The sequence below is a fragment of the Acinetobacter sp. SCLZS86 genome, from assembly GCF_021560715.1.
In the GTDB taxonomy this organism is placed as follows: Bacteria; Pseudomonadota; Gammaproteobacteria; order Pseudomonadales; family Moraxellaceae; genus Acinetobacter; species Acinetobacter towneri_A.
Window position 1 is genome coordinate 1,978,998 of the sequence record NZ_CP090864.1, and the last position, 15,411, is coordinate 1,994,408.

Genomic DNA, 15,411 nt, shown 5'->3' on the forward strand with positions numbered 1-15,411 from the left:
ATTATTTCTCATAATTTTTAATAATTTTAGAGGGATAGACATCAATGACTTTGAACCAAACCCCAGAACAACTTGCTCGGGACAACATTGATGCTCAACTTAAAGAAGCTGGTTGGGAAATACAAAATTTAGATACAATGAATTTTTCTTCAGGACTAGGCATTGCGATCAGAGAATATCCAACTTTTACTGGACCAGTTGACTATGCTCTCTTTGTTGATAATGAACCTGTTGGCGTAATTGAGGCAAAGCCTGAAGAATGGGGAGATAAAATCACCACTGTAGAAGAACAATCTTCTCGATATGCCAATTCAACACTTAAATATATTAATAATGACTACCCCTTAAGATTTGTCTTTGAAAGTACTGGGGTTATCACTCGTTTTACAGATTTTAAAGATCCAAAACCGAAATCTCGTCGTATCTTTAGTTTTTACCAACCAGAAACTATCTTAAAGCTCTCACAAGAATCTAAATCATTTCGTGGACGTTTGCACGACTTGCCAGAGTTAGACCATACAGGTCTTCGTGATTGTCAGATTACCGCTGTTACCAATCTAGAGGCTTCTTTTAAGCTAGATAAACCACGTGCATTAGTTCAAATGGCTACTGGCTCTGGAAAAACATTTACTGCAATCACGTCTTCTTATCGTCTATTAAAACATGCCAAACCTAAAAGAATTCTATTTCTTGTTGATACTAAAAATTTAGGTGAACAGGCTGAACAAGAGTTCATGACCTATATCCCTCAAGATGATCATAGAAAATTCACAGAACTATATACTGTAAGCCGATTAAGAAGCAGTTTTGTGCCAACTGATGCTGAGGTTTATATCAGTACGATTCAGCGCATGTATTCTATTCTTAAAGATGAACCATTGGATGAGTCTGTGGAAGAAGAAAGTCTTGCTGAACAGATGACACAACCTAAAGAACCATTGCCTGTTGTCTATAATAAAAAAATTCCACCTGAGTTTTTTGACGTCATTATCATCGATGAATGTCACCGCTCTATTTATAATTTATGGCGTCAAGTGCTCGACTACTTTGATGCCTATTTAGTGGGTTTAACTGCAACGCCTGATAACCGTACTTATGGTTTTTTTAATGCCAATGTAGTCAGTGAATATGATCATGAGAAGGCTGTTGCAGATGGTGTAAACGTTGGTAACGATACCTTTATTATTCGCACTAAGAAAACACAAGAAGGTGTCAAAGTTGAGGCTGAACGTTTGATCCAATTGCGTGAAAGAAAAACACGTAAAACCAAATGGCAAACAACCGATGAAGATACTGAATATTCGAAAAAGCAATTAGATAAAGAAATTGTCTTACCTGATCAGATCCGTAAAGTAGTACAAACCTACAAAAATAATTTGCCAAATATTTTCCCTGGGCGAGCTGAAGTACCTAAAACACTTATCTTTGCTAAAACGGACAGTCACGCGGATGACATCATTCAAATCGTTCGAGATGAGTTTGGTGAAGGAAATGAGTTCTGTAAGAAGATTACTTATAAAATTGATGAAGATCCTAAAACAGTCTTAGCGCAATTCCGTAATAATTTTTATCCACGTATTGCTGTTACGGTCGATATGATTGCCACAGGCACAGATATTCGACCACTTGAATGTCTCCTCTTCATGCGTGATGTGAAAAGTAAGAACTATTTTGAACAAATGAAAGGTCGTGGTACACGCACCCTAGATGAAGAAAATCTGAAAAAAGTAACCCCTTCTGCTAAAGGTGCTAAGAGCCGTTATGTAATTGTGGATGCAATAGGTGTAACTGAGTCTTTAAAAACAGCTAGCCAACCATTAGACTCTAAGCCAACTGTCCCGCTAAAGGATCTTGCACGAGGTTTAACTTTAGGGGCTCATGACCCAGATACTGTTGTCTCTTTTGCCAACCGCCTTTCTCGAATGGAACGTCAATTAGATGACTATCAACTTGAACTTTTTGAGAAGGAATCAAAAGGTTTAAGCTTACGCTCTTTTGTCAAAAATCTATTTGATGCCGTTGATTCTGATAAGGTGAATCAAATCGCAATGGAACAGCATGGTTTAACATCTGATGAAGAAGTTACAGACGAGCATGTTAAACCGATTCTTAAAGCGCGTGTCAAAGAAGCAGTTAAAATTCTTAATGGCAATATGATCGACTTACTTGACACTATCCGTAAGCAAACTGAGCAAGTTTATCTAGAAGATGAAATCGATGAAGTTGTAACTGCAGAATGGGCTGGTGATATTCAAACCAATAGTGAAGCCTTGAGAAAAGATTTCATTGAGTACCTTCATGAAAATATTGATGAAATTTCTGCACTGAATATTTACTTCAATATTCCACACCAACGTGCTCAAGTCACTTATGCCATGATTAAAGAGTTATTGGTTAAGTTACAACATGAACGACCAAAACTTGCGCCATTACGTGTATGGGATGCGTTTGCATATTTAGAAAGTTACGACACAACCGCTTCTCGTCCAATCAATGACCTTACTGCTCTAATGTCTTTGTTACGCCGTGTTTGTGGTCTAGATGAAGCGTTAGTTCCTTATGATGCGACAGTGCGTCAAAACTTTAAACGTTGGATTTTTAAATCTAATAATACTGAAGGTTCTAAGTTCTCTGATGTACAGCTTGACTGGTTACGAATGATGCGTGATCACATTGCAAACTCTTTCCATATTGAGCATGATGATCTTGAAATGGCACCTTTTGATAGTGAAGGTGGCTTAGGTCGTATGTATCAATTATTTGGGGAAGAAATGGACGCTATTATTGAAGAAATGAATTTGGAGTTAGTCGCGTGATGCAATCCTCTCATGTACCTGATTCATGGCAACAAGTTCGTTTAGGTGATTTTGCTTTAAGTGAAAAAGGTAAAAAACCATCAAATGAAGTCTCAACACCTGAAGATTTTTTATGTATTCCCTATATCGATATAGAAGCTTTTGAAAAAAATATTTTGAAATCTTGGACAGACGGAAAAAATTGTCGTCTTTGTTTCGAAGATGATTTTCTTATGGTTTGGGATGGATCAAGATCAGGTTATATTGGCAAAGGAATGTTCGGTGCTTTAGGTAGTACACTAGTCCGAATTAATTTTCCTAAAATCAATAATCGTTATGCTTATTATTTTCTTTTATCAAAATATCAAGAAATAAATACTAGAGCAAAAGGTAGTGGTACCCCTCACGTAGATCCAGATTTACTTTGGAACTACTCTTTTCCAATTGCCCCACTAGTTGAACAAGCTCGTATTGTTAATAAAATCGAAGAGTTATTTTCTGAAATTGATGATGGTATTCAATCTTTAGAAACTGCAAAAAAACAGTTAGATTTTTATTGTGAAGCTATCCTTATTCAAGCCTTTGAAGGAAAATTGACAGAAGAATGGCGTAAAAATTATCAAAATTTGATATCTACAGGTGAAATATTAAAATCTAAATTTTCTGATGAAAGAAAACTTAGATATGAAAACGAAATCGAAAAATGGAAAGCATCTGTTAAAGAATGGGAATTAAAGCAGCTGGAAGGGCACAAACCTACCAAACCTAGAGCTCCCAAAGATGTTCAAAAATTAACGAAAGATACTTTATCAACTTTACCCGCTATACCTTCGGAATGGTATTGGGACACACTTGGGAATATTACATCAGGTGTGGAATACGGGACCTCAGCAAAATCTCAAGAATCTGGCTCTGTCCCAGTGATACGTATGGGTAATATTCAACAAGGCGTTATTGATTGGGATGATTTAGTGTATACGTCAGATGAGCAAGAAATTAAACAGTATGAATTAAAAGCAGGAGATGTTCTTTTTAACCGAACAAATAGCCCAGAATTAGTTGGGAAAACAGCAATTTATAAAGGTGAACAACTTGCAATTTTTGCTGGTTATTTGATTCGTGTTAATCACTATTCAAATTTCATTGATTCAAATTTTTTAAATTATTATCTTAACTCACACATTGCTAAAACCTATGGCAACTCAGTTAAAACAGATGGTGTAAATCAATCCAATATTAATGGTGAAAAATTACAGAATTACCCATTCCCATTTTGCTCTTTAGAAGAACAGCTGGAAATAGTGAAAATTATCTCTAACTTTTTGGATAAAGAAAAAGTTACTCGTCAATATTTGGATTCAGAGCTAAAACGAGCACATCTATTAAAACAATCTATTTTACAGAAAGCTTTCTCTGGTGAACTTGTCCCTCAAGATCCTAACGATGAACCTGCCTCAGTTTTACTTGAACGCATTAAGGCTGAAAAAGAGGAAGAATTGACGAAAGCAAAAGCCAATAAAATTCCTAAAAAGTCAACTAAGCGTAAAACCAAAACTATAAAAGAAGATGAGCCTGCTCAACAGGAACTGATATGAGCACTTTTGAAACTAAACAACCTGAATTAGAAACCTTAATTCATCAAATTAAAACTGGTGAACTTCAACTACCCGACTTCCAACGTGGTTGGGTATGGGATGATGAACATATTCGCTCACTGTTAGTCAGTATTGCACGCTCCTTCCCTGTGGGTGCCGTCATGCTTTTAGAGACTGGCGGACCTGTCAACTTTAAAGTACGTGCTGTCGAAAATGTAGAATTTTCAGGTGAAACACCTTCTCCGAAATATTTGATTTTGGATGGTCAACAGCGACTGACTTCTTTAACACAAGTCTTAGCTTTAAATAAGCCTGTTAAAACCTTTACTGAAAAAGGTCAAGAAATTGAGCGCTATTACTATATTGATATTGAAGCTGCCTTAAATGGACAATTCGATGACGCTTTTATTTCGGTAGGTAAAGATAAGACTGTTAAAACCAATTTCGATCGTGATTTTAAACAAATCGAAAATGGTGCTGGTCAGCTTATTACTTTAGATTTTTCAACGACTGAGAAAGAGTATGAAGCAATGTTTTTCCCTTGTAGCTTGATATTTAATAGTCATGCTTGGGAGATGGGATTACTCAAATACAATCAAGAAAAATATATTCGTTTTGCTGACTTTAAAGATAAAGTTTTACAGGAATTCAAATCCTATAAAATTCCAGTTATTCAGCTCAACAAAAATACATCTAAAGATGCTGTATGCCTTGTATTTGAAAAGGTAAATACTGGTGGTGTTCCCCTATCTGTCTTTGAATTGGTCACCGCATCATTTGCTGCAGAAAATGATAAAGACAATAATCTACGAGAAGATTGGTACGGTGATCAAAAACAGGGTATCGAGGGACGTTATCAACGTATTGTTGAAAATCGAAAAATTCTCTCAAAACTTGAACCAACCGATTTCTTACAAGTCATTAGTTTATTAACCACTTATGACAAGCGTCAAATTGACAGAAAGGAAGGCAAAACAGGTAAATTACTTTCTGCTGTTTCAGCTAAGCGACAAGCTGTACTGACGTTGACCTTAAAAGATTATAAGCAATGGGCGAATGCTGTTGAAACTGGCTTTACTGAAGTCGCAAGCTTCCTCACGAAACAATGCTTTTTCTCGGAGCGTGAATTGCCATACCGTGGTCAACTTATTCCTCTCGCAGCAATTATGACAAAATTAGCTGAAAGGAAAATGAATTGGCGTGAACCTAAAATTCTACAAAAGTTAGAACAATGGTTCTGGTGTGGCGTCTTAGGTGAACTCTATGGTGGTGCTGCTGAAACGAGAACAGCCAATGACCTAGAAGATTTCATCGCTTGGGTCGAGAATGATGAAACCATTATCAGAACTATTTTTGATGCTTCATTCCAACCTGAGCGCCTTGAAACTTTAAGATCTCGTCAAAGTGCAGCATATAAAGGTATCAACACATTGGTACTCCGTGAAGGTGCAAAAGACTTCTTTTGGAACGAAACTATTCAGCAGCTTGATTTAGATGGTAAGCCATTGGATATCCACCATATTTTCCCTCAACAATGGTGTAAGGAAAAAGGCATAAAACCAGCAGTATATGATTCGATTATTAACAAAACCCCTCTATCAGCCTCCACAAATAGAGCGATTGGAGGTAAAGCACCATCTATTTATTTAAGTCGATTACAGAATTTTAATACGACTCAATACTCTGATGAGCAAATGGATTCAATTCTAGAAGGTCATCTCATACCAACCGATGAGATCCGTAAAGATGATTTTGAATCATTTATGAGATTACGAGCTGATAACCTTATTAGTCTCATATATCAAACTATGGGTAAAACCTTAAGATCTAACCAATTTATTAACCAATACACACAAGCTAATGCAGAGGCAACTTCATGAATGCATCATCTATAGTTTCAAAAGTATGGAGCTTTTGTACCACCCTTCGTGATGATGGTGTTGGTTATGGAGATTACCTCGAACAGATTACGTATCTCATCTTCTTAAAAATGGCTGATGAGTATTCCAAACCACCTTATCGTCGTAATGTTGGCATTCCTGAAAAATATAAATGGGATACGCTTTTAAATACAAAAGGTGCCGAGCTAGAGCTTCATTACATTAGCCTTTTACGAGATCTTGCCAAGGAAAAAGGCATGTTGGGTCAAATCTTTACAAAGGCCCAAAATAAAATCCAAGACCCTGCAAAATTATCACGTCTTATTGAGATGATCAACGATACTCAATGGGTTACTCTGAATACAGATGTGAAAGGTGATATTTACGAAGGTCTTTTAGAAAAAAATGCCGAAGATACTAAATCTGGTGCAGGTCAGTACTTCACTCCACGTTCTTTAATTAAAACGATTGTTGAATGTGTCCGCCCAGAGTCTAATAAAACAATTGCTGATCCAGCTTGTGGTACTGGTGGATTCTTCCTCTCAGCGTATGAGTTTTTAACAAAAAACCCTGATGCTCCTTTAGATAAAGATGCAAAAGCATTTTTAAAGAATAGTACGTTCCATGGTAATGAGATTGTCGCAAATACTCGTCGCATGTGCCTGATGAACATGTTCTTGCACAACATTGGTGAAATTGACAAAGATAGTCTTATTTCACCAAATGATGCGTTGATTGCACCTAGTCCAATTACTGTGGATTATGTATTGGCAAACCCTCCATTTGGTAAGAAAAGCTCAATGAGTTTTACCAATGAAGATGGCGAACAGGAAAAAGAAGATTTGACGTATAACCGTCAGGACTTTTGGGCAACCACATCAAACAAACAACTTAACTTCCTACAGCATATTTGTTCAATGTTAAAAACAACTGGACAGGCTGCTGTTGTTGTTCCAGATAATGTTTTGTTTGAAGGTGGAGCTGGTGAAACGATCCGTAAAGAGTTAATGTCCAAAACTGAATTACATACTATTCTTCGTTTACCTACAGGTATTTTTTATGCCAATGGTGTAAAAGCAAATGTGCTTTTCTTTGATAATAAACCTGCTAGCAAAGATCCATGGACTAAAGAAGTTTGGTACTACGATTACAGAACGAATGTACACCACACTTTAAAGAAAAAACCAATGCGTTTTGAAGATCTACAAGACTTCATCAAATGCTATAACCCTTTAAATCGTTTTGAGCGTTCTGAAACTTGGCATGCTGAGAACAATCCCGAGGGTCGTTGGAAAAAGTTTAACTATGCTGAATTAGTCAAACGAGATAAAACGAGTCTTGACGTCTTCTGGCTTAAAGACAAGAGCCTGACAGATTTAGATAATCTTCCTGATCCAGACATTTTGGCTAATGAAATTATCGAAAATATCGAGTCAGCTCTAGAAAATTTCCGTAGCGTTCTAACGAAACTAGAAAACTAATAAAAAAAGCTCCCTAGATGGGAGCTCTTTTTATCATGCTGCTTTTGAAGCCCAATGCTTAATTTTATCTAACAATATTAACTCAGATGTTTCACATTCTATTTTGATGCCTTGTTGCTCTTGCTTTCGATTTAGGCTCTCGATTAGGCTATCTATTTTCTCTGCTTTATCACTACCTAGCTTATCTAACTCATCATCTGTTGGACTTAAAATAAAGAACGTCGGTTCTCTATTATTCAAGATTGCAGCCGTTTTCAAGTCATTAACATTCATTAAATAATTACTACTTATTCTATCCAAATTGGGTGTTACTGCTGAAACAATTCCTCCGTAACCTTTTGATCCTTGCAATGGAACTAGAAGACTATCATTATTGAAAGCAATATATTTTTGATTAGGAATGACTCCTGATAACAAAGGATCTCCCTTCACTTTATCTTTAAATTTCCTAGTAATTCGATTGATAAGCGCATCGCTTTGCACTGTCTTAAACTCTGACCTTACAGCTTTTTTACTACATTCTCTAGCAAGGGTAATAACGCGCTTATAAAGTCTATCTAGTATTTCTTCTTCCGAATTACCTTTTGCTATTCCCTTATCAATCCATTTAATTTGTTCGGAAAAATTCCTACAGTTATTTTCCAAAGCTGGTAATGAAAGCTCAATAATGTCCTGAACATGCTGAATAACAGAGTTATCAAAAAGGCATGATAATCTCTCGAACTGATCCAACATTTTAAAGTTTATAGTCCCATCAATATTAAGTGCCACACCAATATTTAAAAGTTCTTCAGTAGCAAGATCAGGATTCCACTGAATTAAAGACCATTCACCACGTACGATTTTAGAATTTTGTGTTTTAACTAAATGTAGTTTACTCATGGTGCTACAGCTCCCAAACTACTATTGAAATAAGAGGATAACCCATTAAACCTTGCAACACTTCCTTGCAGTCGATCTTTAAAGTATTGCACTAAAATAGCAATAACCACTTTTGTAGTTGGTACGTTTGGAATTAAACTATTAAAGACCTCTTCAATATCACTCGATATCTCATCAAAACATGGCTCATCAAATGCTCTTAGATTATTATTTGATGCATCAATAATAGGTTTCCATGCAATTATAGATGGACTTCCAGCATACTGATTTATAAAAAATTCTTCTAACCAATTATTAAAATTATGAGCATTTACTAAACCACAATTTACCCAATCAACTCCACCAAAGATTAACCCATGATCGATAATAGCTAAATTATTTTTATTCAAAAAGATGATGTTTCCTGGATTTCTATCACAATTGCCAATGCAGTCATCAAATGCAATTAATTTTTCAAAATCATCCCACTCTGTTAAAGCATCAAAATACTTCGCAAATTCATCAGGTGTTCCATTAGTAAAAGGCGGTGAGAAGTAAAGCTTTTTCATATTACTACTGCCGATACTTCTACAGGCCCAAGCATAATAAAATCCATATTGATGAGCAAATTTATCTGCCGGGTCTGCAGGAATATCATCCACAGATATTTTTATAAGGGCAACTCTTGGAGATTGCTTCAAAGAGGCCTTATTAGCCATCAAGTACCCAAAACTTTCGTTTATGATTTCACGATTCCGACTTGAAATTGGAAAAATTTTAATGAAAGTATCAGCCTCCTCCCCATCAGGCCAGCGAACCGTCGCTAGTCTTGTACTTGCCGAACATCCTCCGCTCGTATTACTCACAAGCTTAAGTGTTTCTAAGTACCCCTCTTCTTCAATAATTTCTATAGTCATATTTATAAATCATAAGTCATATATATATTCACACACTTTATCAAAAAGAATAGATCAACTCTATATGAACATAAAAAGCCCAAGACAAATGTTAAAAATATCTTATTAAATAAATACTTAATGCCAAAAAGTATAACTATTTTCTCTTGCCTGAGCATAAGCCCATTCCGCCACCTTATGCGAACGTTCTTTATCCGTTAGAAACCCCAACACAGAAATTCGATCCACAATAATCAAATCGTGCTCTTCATTTCGATCTTGCCATTTATGCAAAAACTCATCAGATGCGAGTAGATTACTTTTCTTAGAATTACAGCTTGAATCTGCCAACACGAAGTTATGACCTGTATCTGAGGGATACATAGACCATGGAATGAAATGATCAACGGCGTAATTGCCATTGCGCATCGGTTTATTGCAGTAGAAGCATTTACAGTCCTGTAGCTCGACCAACACATTAGCCACAGCATTTAATTGGTTCCGACTCGGCTCAAACATGAATTGTTCAAGATTCGGCAACTGATTCAAAATAGGTGCATTAGTGCTGTTCTTACGGATATAGTCAATCCAACGTTTCTGGCAAAGCTCTTCGATGATTTCACTGAACTGTCGTAAGCAAAACATGACTTGAGGCAAAAGGATGAGCTGCTTTCCACACCGATCAAGCTGATATAAAAACTCAAAATTTTGACCATTGATATTTTGCAAGTAGCGGACTGGCATGTCTTTTACAGTGCGAGCGACATCTTTAACTAGCTTCAACCACACCAATGAATCTCGTCTTAATAATCCAAGAGATGAGTAGCTCTGCCTTAATGCAATAATGCAATTCAATATGGCTGCTTGCTTGCCATTGTTCTGATTTAGGATCAGCTGCCCTTCATCATTAAACACATAGGGTACCGCTTGCTTCCAATACAGCTCGATAAACTTCTCAGCGATATCCGTATATTCGAGGGCTAAGCTCTCACCTGAATCTTCACCTTTTTCAATAGCTAATCGACTAAGGCTAATCAGCAATGCAAATTTATAGGTGCTACTAAAACTACCCGACTGTAAAATCAGCTGAATATTTTTTAGAAATTTAAGTTGTTCTTGTGCAGTAGGAATAAAGTCAGGCATGTTTTTTCCAAAGTACATTCAGCCATTTTTCATCACGATCAGGTCGCTGATCTACTGTAATCCATTGCTGGATTTGTTCAACATCTTCAAAGAGCTGAAGTAATGCTTTTGCCTGAGCCACATCCAAATCCGTAAAAGTCCTACCATCCTTTTCTCGATCACTATCGCCATACTTAAATGACATATACAGCACACCATCTGGTTTCAATGCATGTATCAGCTTTCCTACAACCTCCGCTAAGCGAGTACGCTCACAATGCAGTAATGATGCACATGCCCAAACTCCATCATAAACTTCATGTTCATCAATCTCATAAAAGCTCTGTAACCTCACTTGCAGACCAGTAAGTAAAGTTGCTCTTTCCACAAGCGCTTCTGAGTAATCTATTGCATCGACTTTATAGCCTTTATTTTTAAAAGCTAAAGTGTCACGACCTGACCCACAGCCAACATCAAGAATGTAAGCTTGTTTAGGTAACTCAATTAAAAATGGTTGGTATAAACTAGCCATATCAACGTGTAAAGTTGCCTCAGCAAAATCATCTGCAAATTTATTGTAGTAATCTATTGTTTTCATTAATAACTATTAGGCTATAAGACATATTCAGTCTACTCGAAAACAAAAAAATAAGGGAGCATCAGCTCCCCAATTATTCACGGCTTGCCAACTTATTTTCAATCCACTGATGGATCTCTAAAGCTGACCAACCGATTCGGTTTTGGGTAATCTTTACTTTCTTTGGAAAAGTTGGATCATAATAGGGGGAGTTTTCATCCATCATTTCATAGATAGTAGAACGGCCCACACCAACGAATTCTACAACCTGCTTGATGCTAATCAGCTGCTGCATCTGAAATGTCTGACCTGTAAATGCATTCATGTTTATTTCCTCATCTCATGTTGACGAGCTCCTCGCTCATGAGATACGGCACATCTGTGTGTTTTTACCTGCTAACTTAATTCAATGCAGTCACTGCTCCCTTTAACTCTTGCTGTATATCAAAAGCATTGGTTTCATTACTTTTCGGCTGCTGTTGATCATCCGAATAAAACTCTTCAACCACCTCCAATCCCTCCTCTCCATCCATCTCAAATTGCGCATTGGCAAAGCCTTGTCTGGCGATATGGTCCAAAGCCTCCTGATAGAACCCCGCCTGTTTACTTTGCTCATCAATTTGCTTTGCCATGACAATCGCTTCATTCAAGCTAATACCATCCTTCAAAGTTAAATCCACGTAATACACCGGCTGTCGATAACTCTGAGTTGTACTTTTACCTCTTAGCGTCAACTGCAATGGCAGACATGAAAGTAAGCCATTCGAAGCCGCATGGTAATAACTCAGCCGAGCAGCCAAGGTGCGGATACTATTGAAGCCCGCTGTCCTGAAAATGAAGGTGCCAAATTCATCAGACTCATCTAAGTTCACATGCAATCGTCCATAAGGTTTGCAGTTGCCGCCCTGAGCCAATGGACATATATCTGGCGAGGGACATGGCAGTTTCTCTATCCCTTGCTGTGTTCGCCTTTGACAGGTTTCACCATTTCCCATACACACAGGTCGACCCGTTTGCCGGTCAAACATGGTGTACTCTGCTCTTAAGTTCAGATCAGGATCATTGAAGATCATACGGACAGGAATCGTCCGCAGCTTTTGATTTGGCACATTGACCCGCAGCTGCTCATCTAGCGGATGCTTAATCCATCCTTCTTTGTTCTGAATTTGGGAGGTTATGGTGAATTGGTCGTCTTTTTCAGGCAGACGTTTTCCGTTCTTTTCCACTACCCGCCCAATGCTGATTCGTCCAAGCATTGGCGGCGTGATTGCTAAACCTTTAATCATGCTGTTTTCCTCTTTCTGCATTTTTATACAAAACGGCCAAATCTATAGAGCACCCGCCCTTTAGCCGATTAATTTAAAATTAATAAAAACAAGACACACCAATGGCCACGGGGGAATATGTTGTGCATCGGTCTTTTGATCTGGCAAAGCTGTCCAATGCCCTGTTCTTTTTGAGAATGGGGCGAAGGGGCTGCTTTGCCGATTTTTTATGCTGGCCTGTCTGAAAGCGACGAATCTAAATAAATGTTGAAGCGCCTGCTTCCAGCTCTATACAATGGGTAAAGCTCAATCAAATCGGGTTGATGCTTCAAGACAGCTTGTGTATTCAAACCAACACTATCTTTGGCTTTCTTCCACACCACTGAACCACGGCTGAATACTGCACGCTCAGCATCCTTCATCATCATCTGAATCTGATGCTTAAGTTCATCAAATCGCTCCTGCTTATGCTGAATCTCTTCTTTCAGTTTGATCAACTTATCAAACATGAGATTGGCGGTTTCATTCTGTGATAGATCTTCAACTGTCAGTGGGACATGACTTGGATATAGCCTTTGGATTGCTTCCGCTGCCGATGCACTTGCATCGACCGATGGCGGTGTATCCTTTTCCACACATTCCCAGAAATAGCGTTCAGCATTGATGATGTGCTCAATCACTGATTCAGATCGTGTGACCTTAAAGATTTTGGTTTCGTGTCCACAGAGCAATACACAGACATGCGCTGCATGCTTTCCTGTCACAGCCAATTGATGCTGCACCTGACACAATACATATAGCGGTACACCATCTCGCCATAATTTGGCTCCATGCTCCCCTGCAGTTTTACATTCAAGAATTTGTACTTCCTCATTGCCAACAACGGAGTAATCCAAGTTTGCCAACATAAAGTGCTTGTCAGGATCAGGATGTTGTAGAACAGCATTCACACGGCGGACCTTGGAATTGGTGTGCATGCTGTAATACTCTGCGACTAAGGGTTCCAGTTGCTTGCCCCAATACAGTGGTGCAAGACCCGAGCTTTCATCTTCAATCGACTGCGTCTGACGGCCTGTTTTGATCAGCCACAGTTCGAGCATCGACATGTAGGGGTTTAAACCGCATGCTGTTGCAGCATCACTGCTGCCAATACCTTGTTTGCGGACTTCAAGCCAATCCTGATAGGCCATATCTTTGGTACTAACCAAACGTTTGGCTGTATTGGAACGCTTAGCTGTGTTTAAGGGATTTATTGTTGGTTGTGGAGCGTTCTGGTGTGTCATTGGGATCATTTGATTCATTGCGACATCCTTATAAATGTAAGCGTCCGCTGAACCCCATGCCTATTTTTTAATTCGATTTAGGTTTCCAGCGGTGTGGCAGTAACTCTTCAATTTGGGTCACTTTGTGTGTCGGCAGCCTTTTCAGCACATCACTTAAATAGGCATACGGATCCAAGCCATTCAGCTTTGCTGACTGGATTAACGTCATGATGTTTGCCGCTCGCTGACCACTGCGCAGCGAACCTGCAAACAGCCAGTTCTTGCGCCCCAAGGCCCAGGGACGCATCTGATTTTCAATCCAATTATTGCAAATCGGTAGATTGCCATCATCCAGATAGCGGCTTAAAGCTGGCCAACGCTTCAGAGTGTAATTGATGGCCTTGGCGGTGGGAGAACTCGATGGCACTGTCAGATAATGTTGGTTGAGCCATTCATATAGTTGTTGCATCACTGGTTGACTATGCTGTTGTCGGTATTCGCGGCGGTCTTCCGCTGTACCATCGGTCTTTTTCCTGAGCTCTGCTTCTATCGCATACAGTTTCTGAATCAGCACTAATGCCTGTTCAGCGACCTGACTTTTCCCAGTTACATGCAGTTCATGGAATTTACGACGTGCATGCGCCATGCAGCCCACCTCTATGACCTGGCCTGATTTAAAGCGTGCTTTATAACCACTGTAATCATCACAGACTAGATAACCCTGCCAGCCTTTCAAGAACTCTGCAGCATGCTGGCCTGAACGACTATCCTGAAAGTCATAGATCACCGCCTGAACTGGATTGTACTGTGTAGTGGCATAGGCCCAGACATAACCTTTCTTCGGTTTTTTCTCATCATCACCCATCCGCATGATGGTGACCGGCGTTTCATCGGCATGGATCACCCGCTGTTGCAGCACCACCTGTTTTAAGGCATTGGCCAGAGGTTCCAGTTCCACACCGCAGCGACCAATCCAGTCAGATAAAGTAGATCTGGACAGATCAATGCCCGCCCGCTGATAGATCAGGCGCTGACGGTACAGCGGCAAATGATCGGCATATTTCGATACCAACACATGGCTGAGCAGTTCAGGTGAAGCAATGCCTTTATCAATCACATAGGCGGGCATCGCTTGCTGAGTCAGGGTGTCACACTGATCACAGACCCATTTACCACGCACATGCTGTTCCTTATAGAACTGTGCCGGTCTGAAATGCAGTTTTTCACTGACATCTTCGCCGATACGACGTAACTGGCAGCCACAACTGCATTGGGTTGATGCAGGTTCATGCTCAATACGGATGGTGTGTAGATGATCTGGCAGTGGTCGACGTTTAGGTTTGTTGACTGTGGCTTTCTGTGTCCCTGCATCGGTTTTATCTGCATTTAATCGTTCTAATTCCAGATCAACGGCTGCGATATCTTCTTCGACCGCTTCGTCCCATAGATGGATTTGTTTTGCAGTGAGATGTTCGTTTTTACTGCCGAATTTGTGCTGTTTAAACAGCGCCAGTTCATGCTCGTATTTTTGGTTGAGAATAGAAAGATGTTGAACTTTGGCATCTAATTGCTGGTTTGATTGTGCCAAAGACTGATGCTGCATCGCCAACTGCCTGGTGAATTCCAGCAGTTGTTCATGGGTCAGTTGGCTTAAGTCAGGCAGCGTATTCATGACCC

12 protein-coding genes are annotated in these 15,411 nt (G+C 39.0%); 4 read left to right on the forward strand and 8 right to left on the reverse strand.

Annotated elements, in window-relative coordinates; genetic code table 11:
* Positions 1–44 precede the first annotated feature (44 nt).
* From LZP46_RS09510 to LZP46_RS09525, 4 genes are read left to right on the forward strand one after another with little or no spacing between them, the layout of a single operon-like run.
* Positions 45–2,816, forward strand: a complete 2,772-nt coding sequence (locus tag LZP46_RS09510; RefSeq protein ID WP_236093697.1) for a type I restriction endonuclease subunit R — start codon at positions 45–47, stop codon at positions 2,814–2,816.
* The gene (locus LZP46_RS09515; RefSeq protein WP_236095200.1) at positions 2,816–4,390 is read left to right on the forward strand and encodes a restriction endonuclease subunit S; all 1,575 of its coding nucleotides are present in this window, start codon (positions 2,816–2,818) and stop codon (positions 4,388–4,390) included. Before LZP46_RS09510 ends, LZP46_RS09515 begins: the two co-directional genes overlap by 1 nt.
* Positions 4,387–6,270, forward strand: a complete 1,884-nt coding sequence (locus tag LZP46_RS09520; RefSeq protein WP_236093698.1) for a GmrSD restriction endonuclease domain-containing protein — start codon at positions 4,387–4,389, stop codon at positions 6,268–6,270. The genes LZP46_RS09515 and LZP46_RS09520 overlap by 4 nt, the downstream gene beginning before the upstream one ends.
* Positions 6,267–7,751 carry a type I restriction-modification system subunit M gene (locus LZP46_RS09525; protein WP_236093699.1) on the forward strand — a complete coding sequence of 495 codons (1,485 nt, stop codon included), beginning with the start codon at positions 6,267–6,269 and terminating at the stop codon, positions 7,749–7,751. The genes LZP46_RS09520 and LZP46_RS09525 overlap by 4 nt, the downstream gene beginning before the upstream one ends.
* Before the next feature lie 33 nt (positions 7,752–7,784).
* Here the strand turns inward: LZP46_RS09525 and LZP46_RS09530 are convergent, their stop codons facing one another.
* The 8 genes from LZP46_RS09530 to tnpC form a co-directional block, all read right to left on the reverse strand.
* Complete coding sequence (locus tag LZP46_RS09530; protein ID WP_236093700.1) at positions 7,785–8,633, reverse strand: DUF3037 domain-containing protein; 849 nt, start codon at positions 8,631–8,633, stop codon at positions 7,785–7,787.
* Positions 8,630–9,529 (reverse strand): phosphatidylinositol 4-kinase, encoded by a 900-nt coding sequence (locus LZP46_RS09535; protein WP_236093701.1) that lies wholly within the window; start codon positions 9,527–9,529, stop codon positions 8,630–8,632. Before LZP46_RS09535 ends, LZP46_RS09530 begins: the two co-directional genes overlap by 4 nt.
* 117 nt (positions 9,530–9,646) lie before the next feature.
* The gene (locus tag LZP46_RS09540) at positions 9,647–10,651 is read right to left on the reverse strand and encodes an HNH endonuclease domain-containing protein (protein ID WP_236093702.1); all 1,005 of its coding nucleotides are present in this window, start codon (positions 10,649–10,651) and stop codon (positions 9,647–9,649) included.
* Entirely contained in the window at positions 10,644–11,228 is a 585-nt protein-coding gene (locus LZP46_RS09545; RefSeq protein WP_236093703.1) for a class I SAM-dependent methyltransferase, read from the reverse strand. Before LZP46_RS09545 ends, LZP46_RS09540 begins: the two co-directional genes overlap by 8 nt.
* A gap of 73 nt (positions 11,229–11,301) precedes the next feature.
* Positions 11,302–11,532, reverse strand: coding sequence for a helix-turn-helix transcriptional regulator (locus LZP46_RS09550; protein ID WP_180026577.1), 231 nt, complete (start codon positions 11,530–11,532; stop codon positions 11,302–11,304).
* A gap of 76 nt (positions 11,533–11,608) precedes the next feature.
* Positions 11,609–12,493 (reverse strand): recombination directionality factor, encoded by an 885-nt coding sequence (locus LZP46_RS09555; RefSeq protein ID WP_180160554.1) that lies wholly within the window; start codon positions 12,491–12,493, stop codon positions 11,609–11,611.
* A 206-nt stretch (positions 12,494–12,699) separates the two neighbouring features.
* Positions 12,700–13,773: a YqaJ viral recombinase family nuclease gene (locus LZP46_RS09560; protein ID WP_236093704.1), complete on the reverse strand. Its 1,074-nt coding sequence runs from the start codon at positions 13,771–13,773 to the stop codon at positions 12,700–12,702.
* 49 nt (positions 13,774–13,822) lie between these two features.
* Positions 13,823–15,406 carry an IS66 family transposase gene (tnpC, locus tag LZP46_RS09565; RefSeq protein ID WP_236093705.1) on the reverse strand — a complete coding sequence of 528 codons (1,584 nt, stop codon included), beginning with the start codon at positions 15,404–15,406 and terminating at the stop codon, positions 13,823–13,825.
* Positions 15,407–15,411: the final 5 nt, after the last annotated feature.

Excerpts from the sequence above, each read along its gene's own strand:
- LZP46_RS09510 (WP_236093697.1), top strand. The coding sequence starts at position 45 with ATGACTTTGAACCAAACCCCAGAACAACTTGCTCGGGACAACATTGAT.
- LZP46_RS09515 (WP_236095200.1), top strand. The coding sequence starts at position 2,816 with ATGCAATCCTCTCATGTACCTGATTCATGGCAACAAGTTCGTTTAGGT.
- LZP46_RS09520 (WP_236093698.1), top strand. The coding sequence starts at position 4,387 with ATGAGCACTTTTGAAACTAAACAACCTGAATTAGAAACCTTAATTCAT.
- LZP46_RS09525 (WP_236093699.1), top strand. The coding sequence starts at position 6,267 with ATGAATGCATCATCTATAGTTTCAAAAGTATGGAGCTTTTGTACCACC.
- LZP46_RS09530 (WP_236093700.1), bottom strand. The coding sequence starts at position 8,633 with ATGAGTAAACTACATTTAGTTAAAACACAAAATTCTAAAATCGTACGT.
- LZP46_RS09535 (WP_236093701.1), bottom strand. The coding sequence starts at position 9,529 with ATGACTATAGAAATTATTGAAGAAGAGGGGTACTTAGAAACACTTAAG.
- LZP46_RS09540 (WP_236093702.1), bottom strand. The coding sequence starts at position 10,651 with ATGCCTGACTTTATTCCTACTGCACAAGAACAACTTAAATTTCTAAAA.
- LZP46_RS09545 (WP_236093703.1), bottom strand. The coding sequence starts at position 11,228 with ATGAAAACAATAGATTACTACAATAAATTTGCAGATGATTTTGCTGAG.
- LZP46_RS09550 (WP_180026577.1), bottom strand. The coding sequence starts at position 11,532 with ATGAATGCATTTACAGGTCAGACATTTCAGATGCAGCAGCTGATTAGC.
- LZP46_RS09555 (WP_180160554.1), bottom strand. The coding sequence starts at position 12,493 with ATGATTAAAGGTTTAGCAATCACGCCGCCAATGCTTGGACGAATCAGC.
- LZP46_RS09560 (WP_236093704.1), bottom strand. The coding sequence starts at position 13,773 with ATGAATCAAATGATCCCAATGACACACCAGAACGCTCCACAACCAACA.
- tnpC (WP_236093705.1), bottom strand. The coding sequence starts at position 15,406 with ATGAATACGCTGCCTGACTTAAGCCAACTGACCCATGAACAACTGCTG.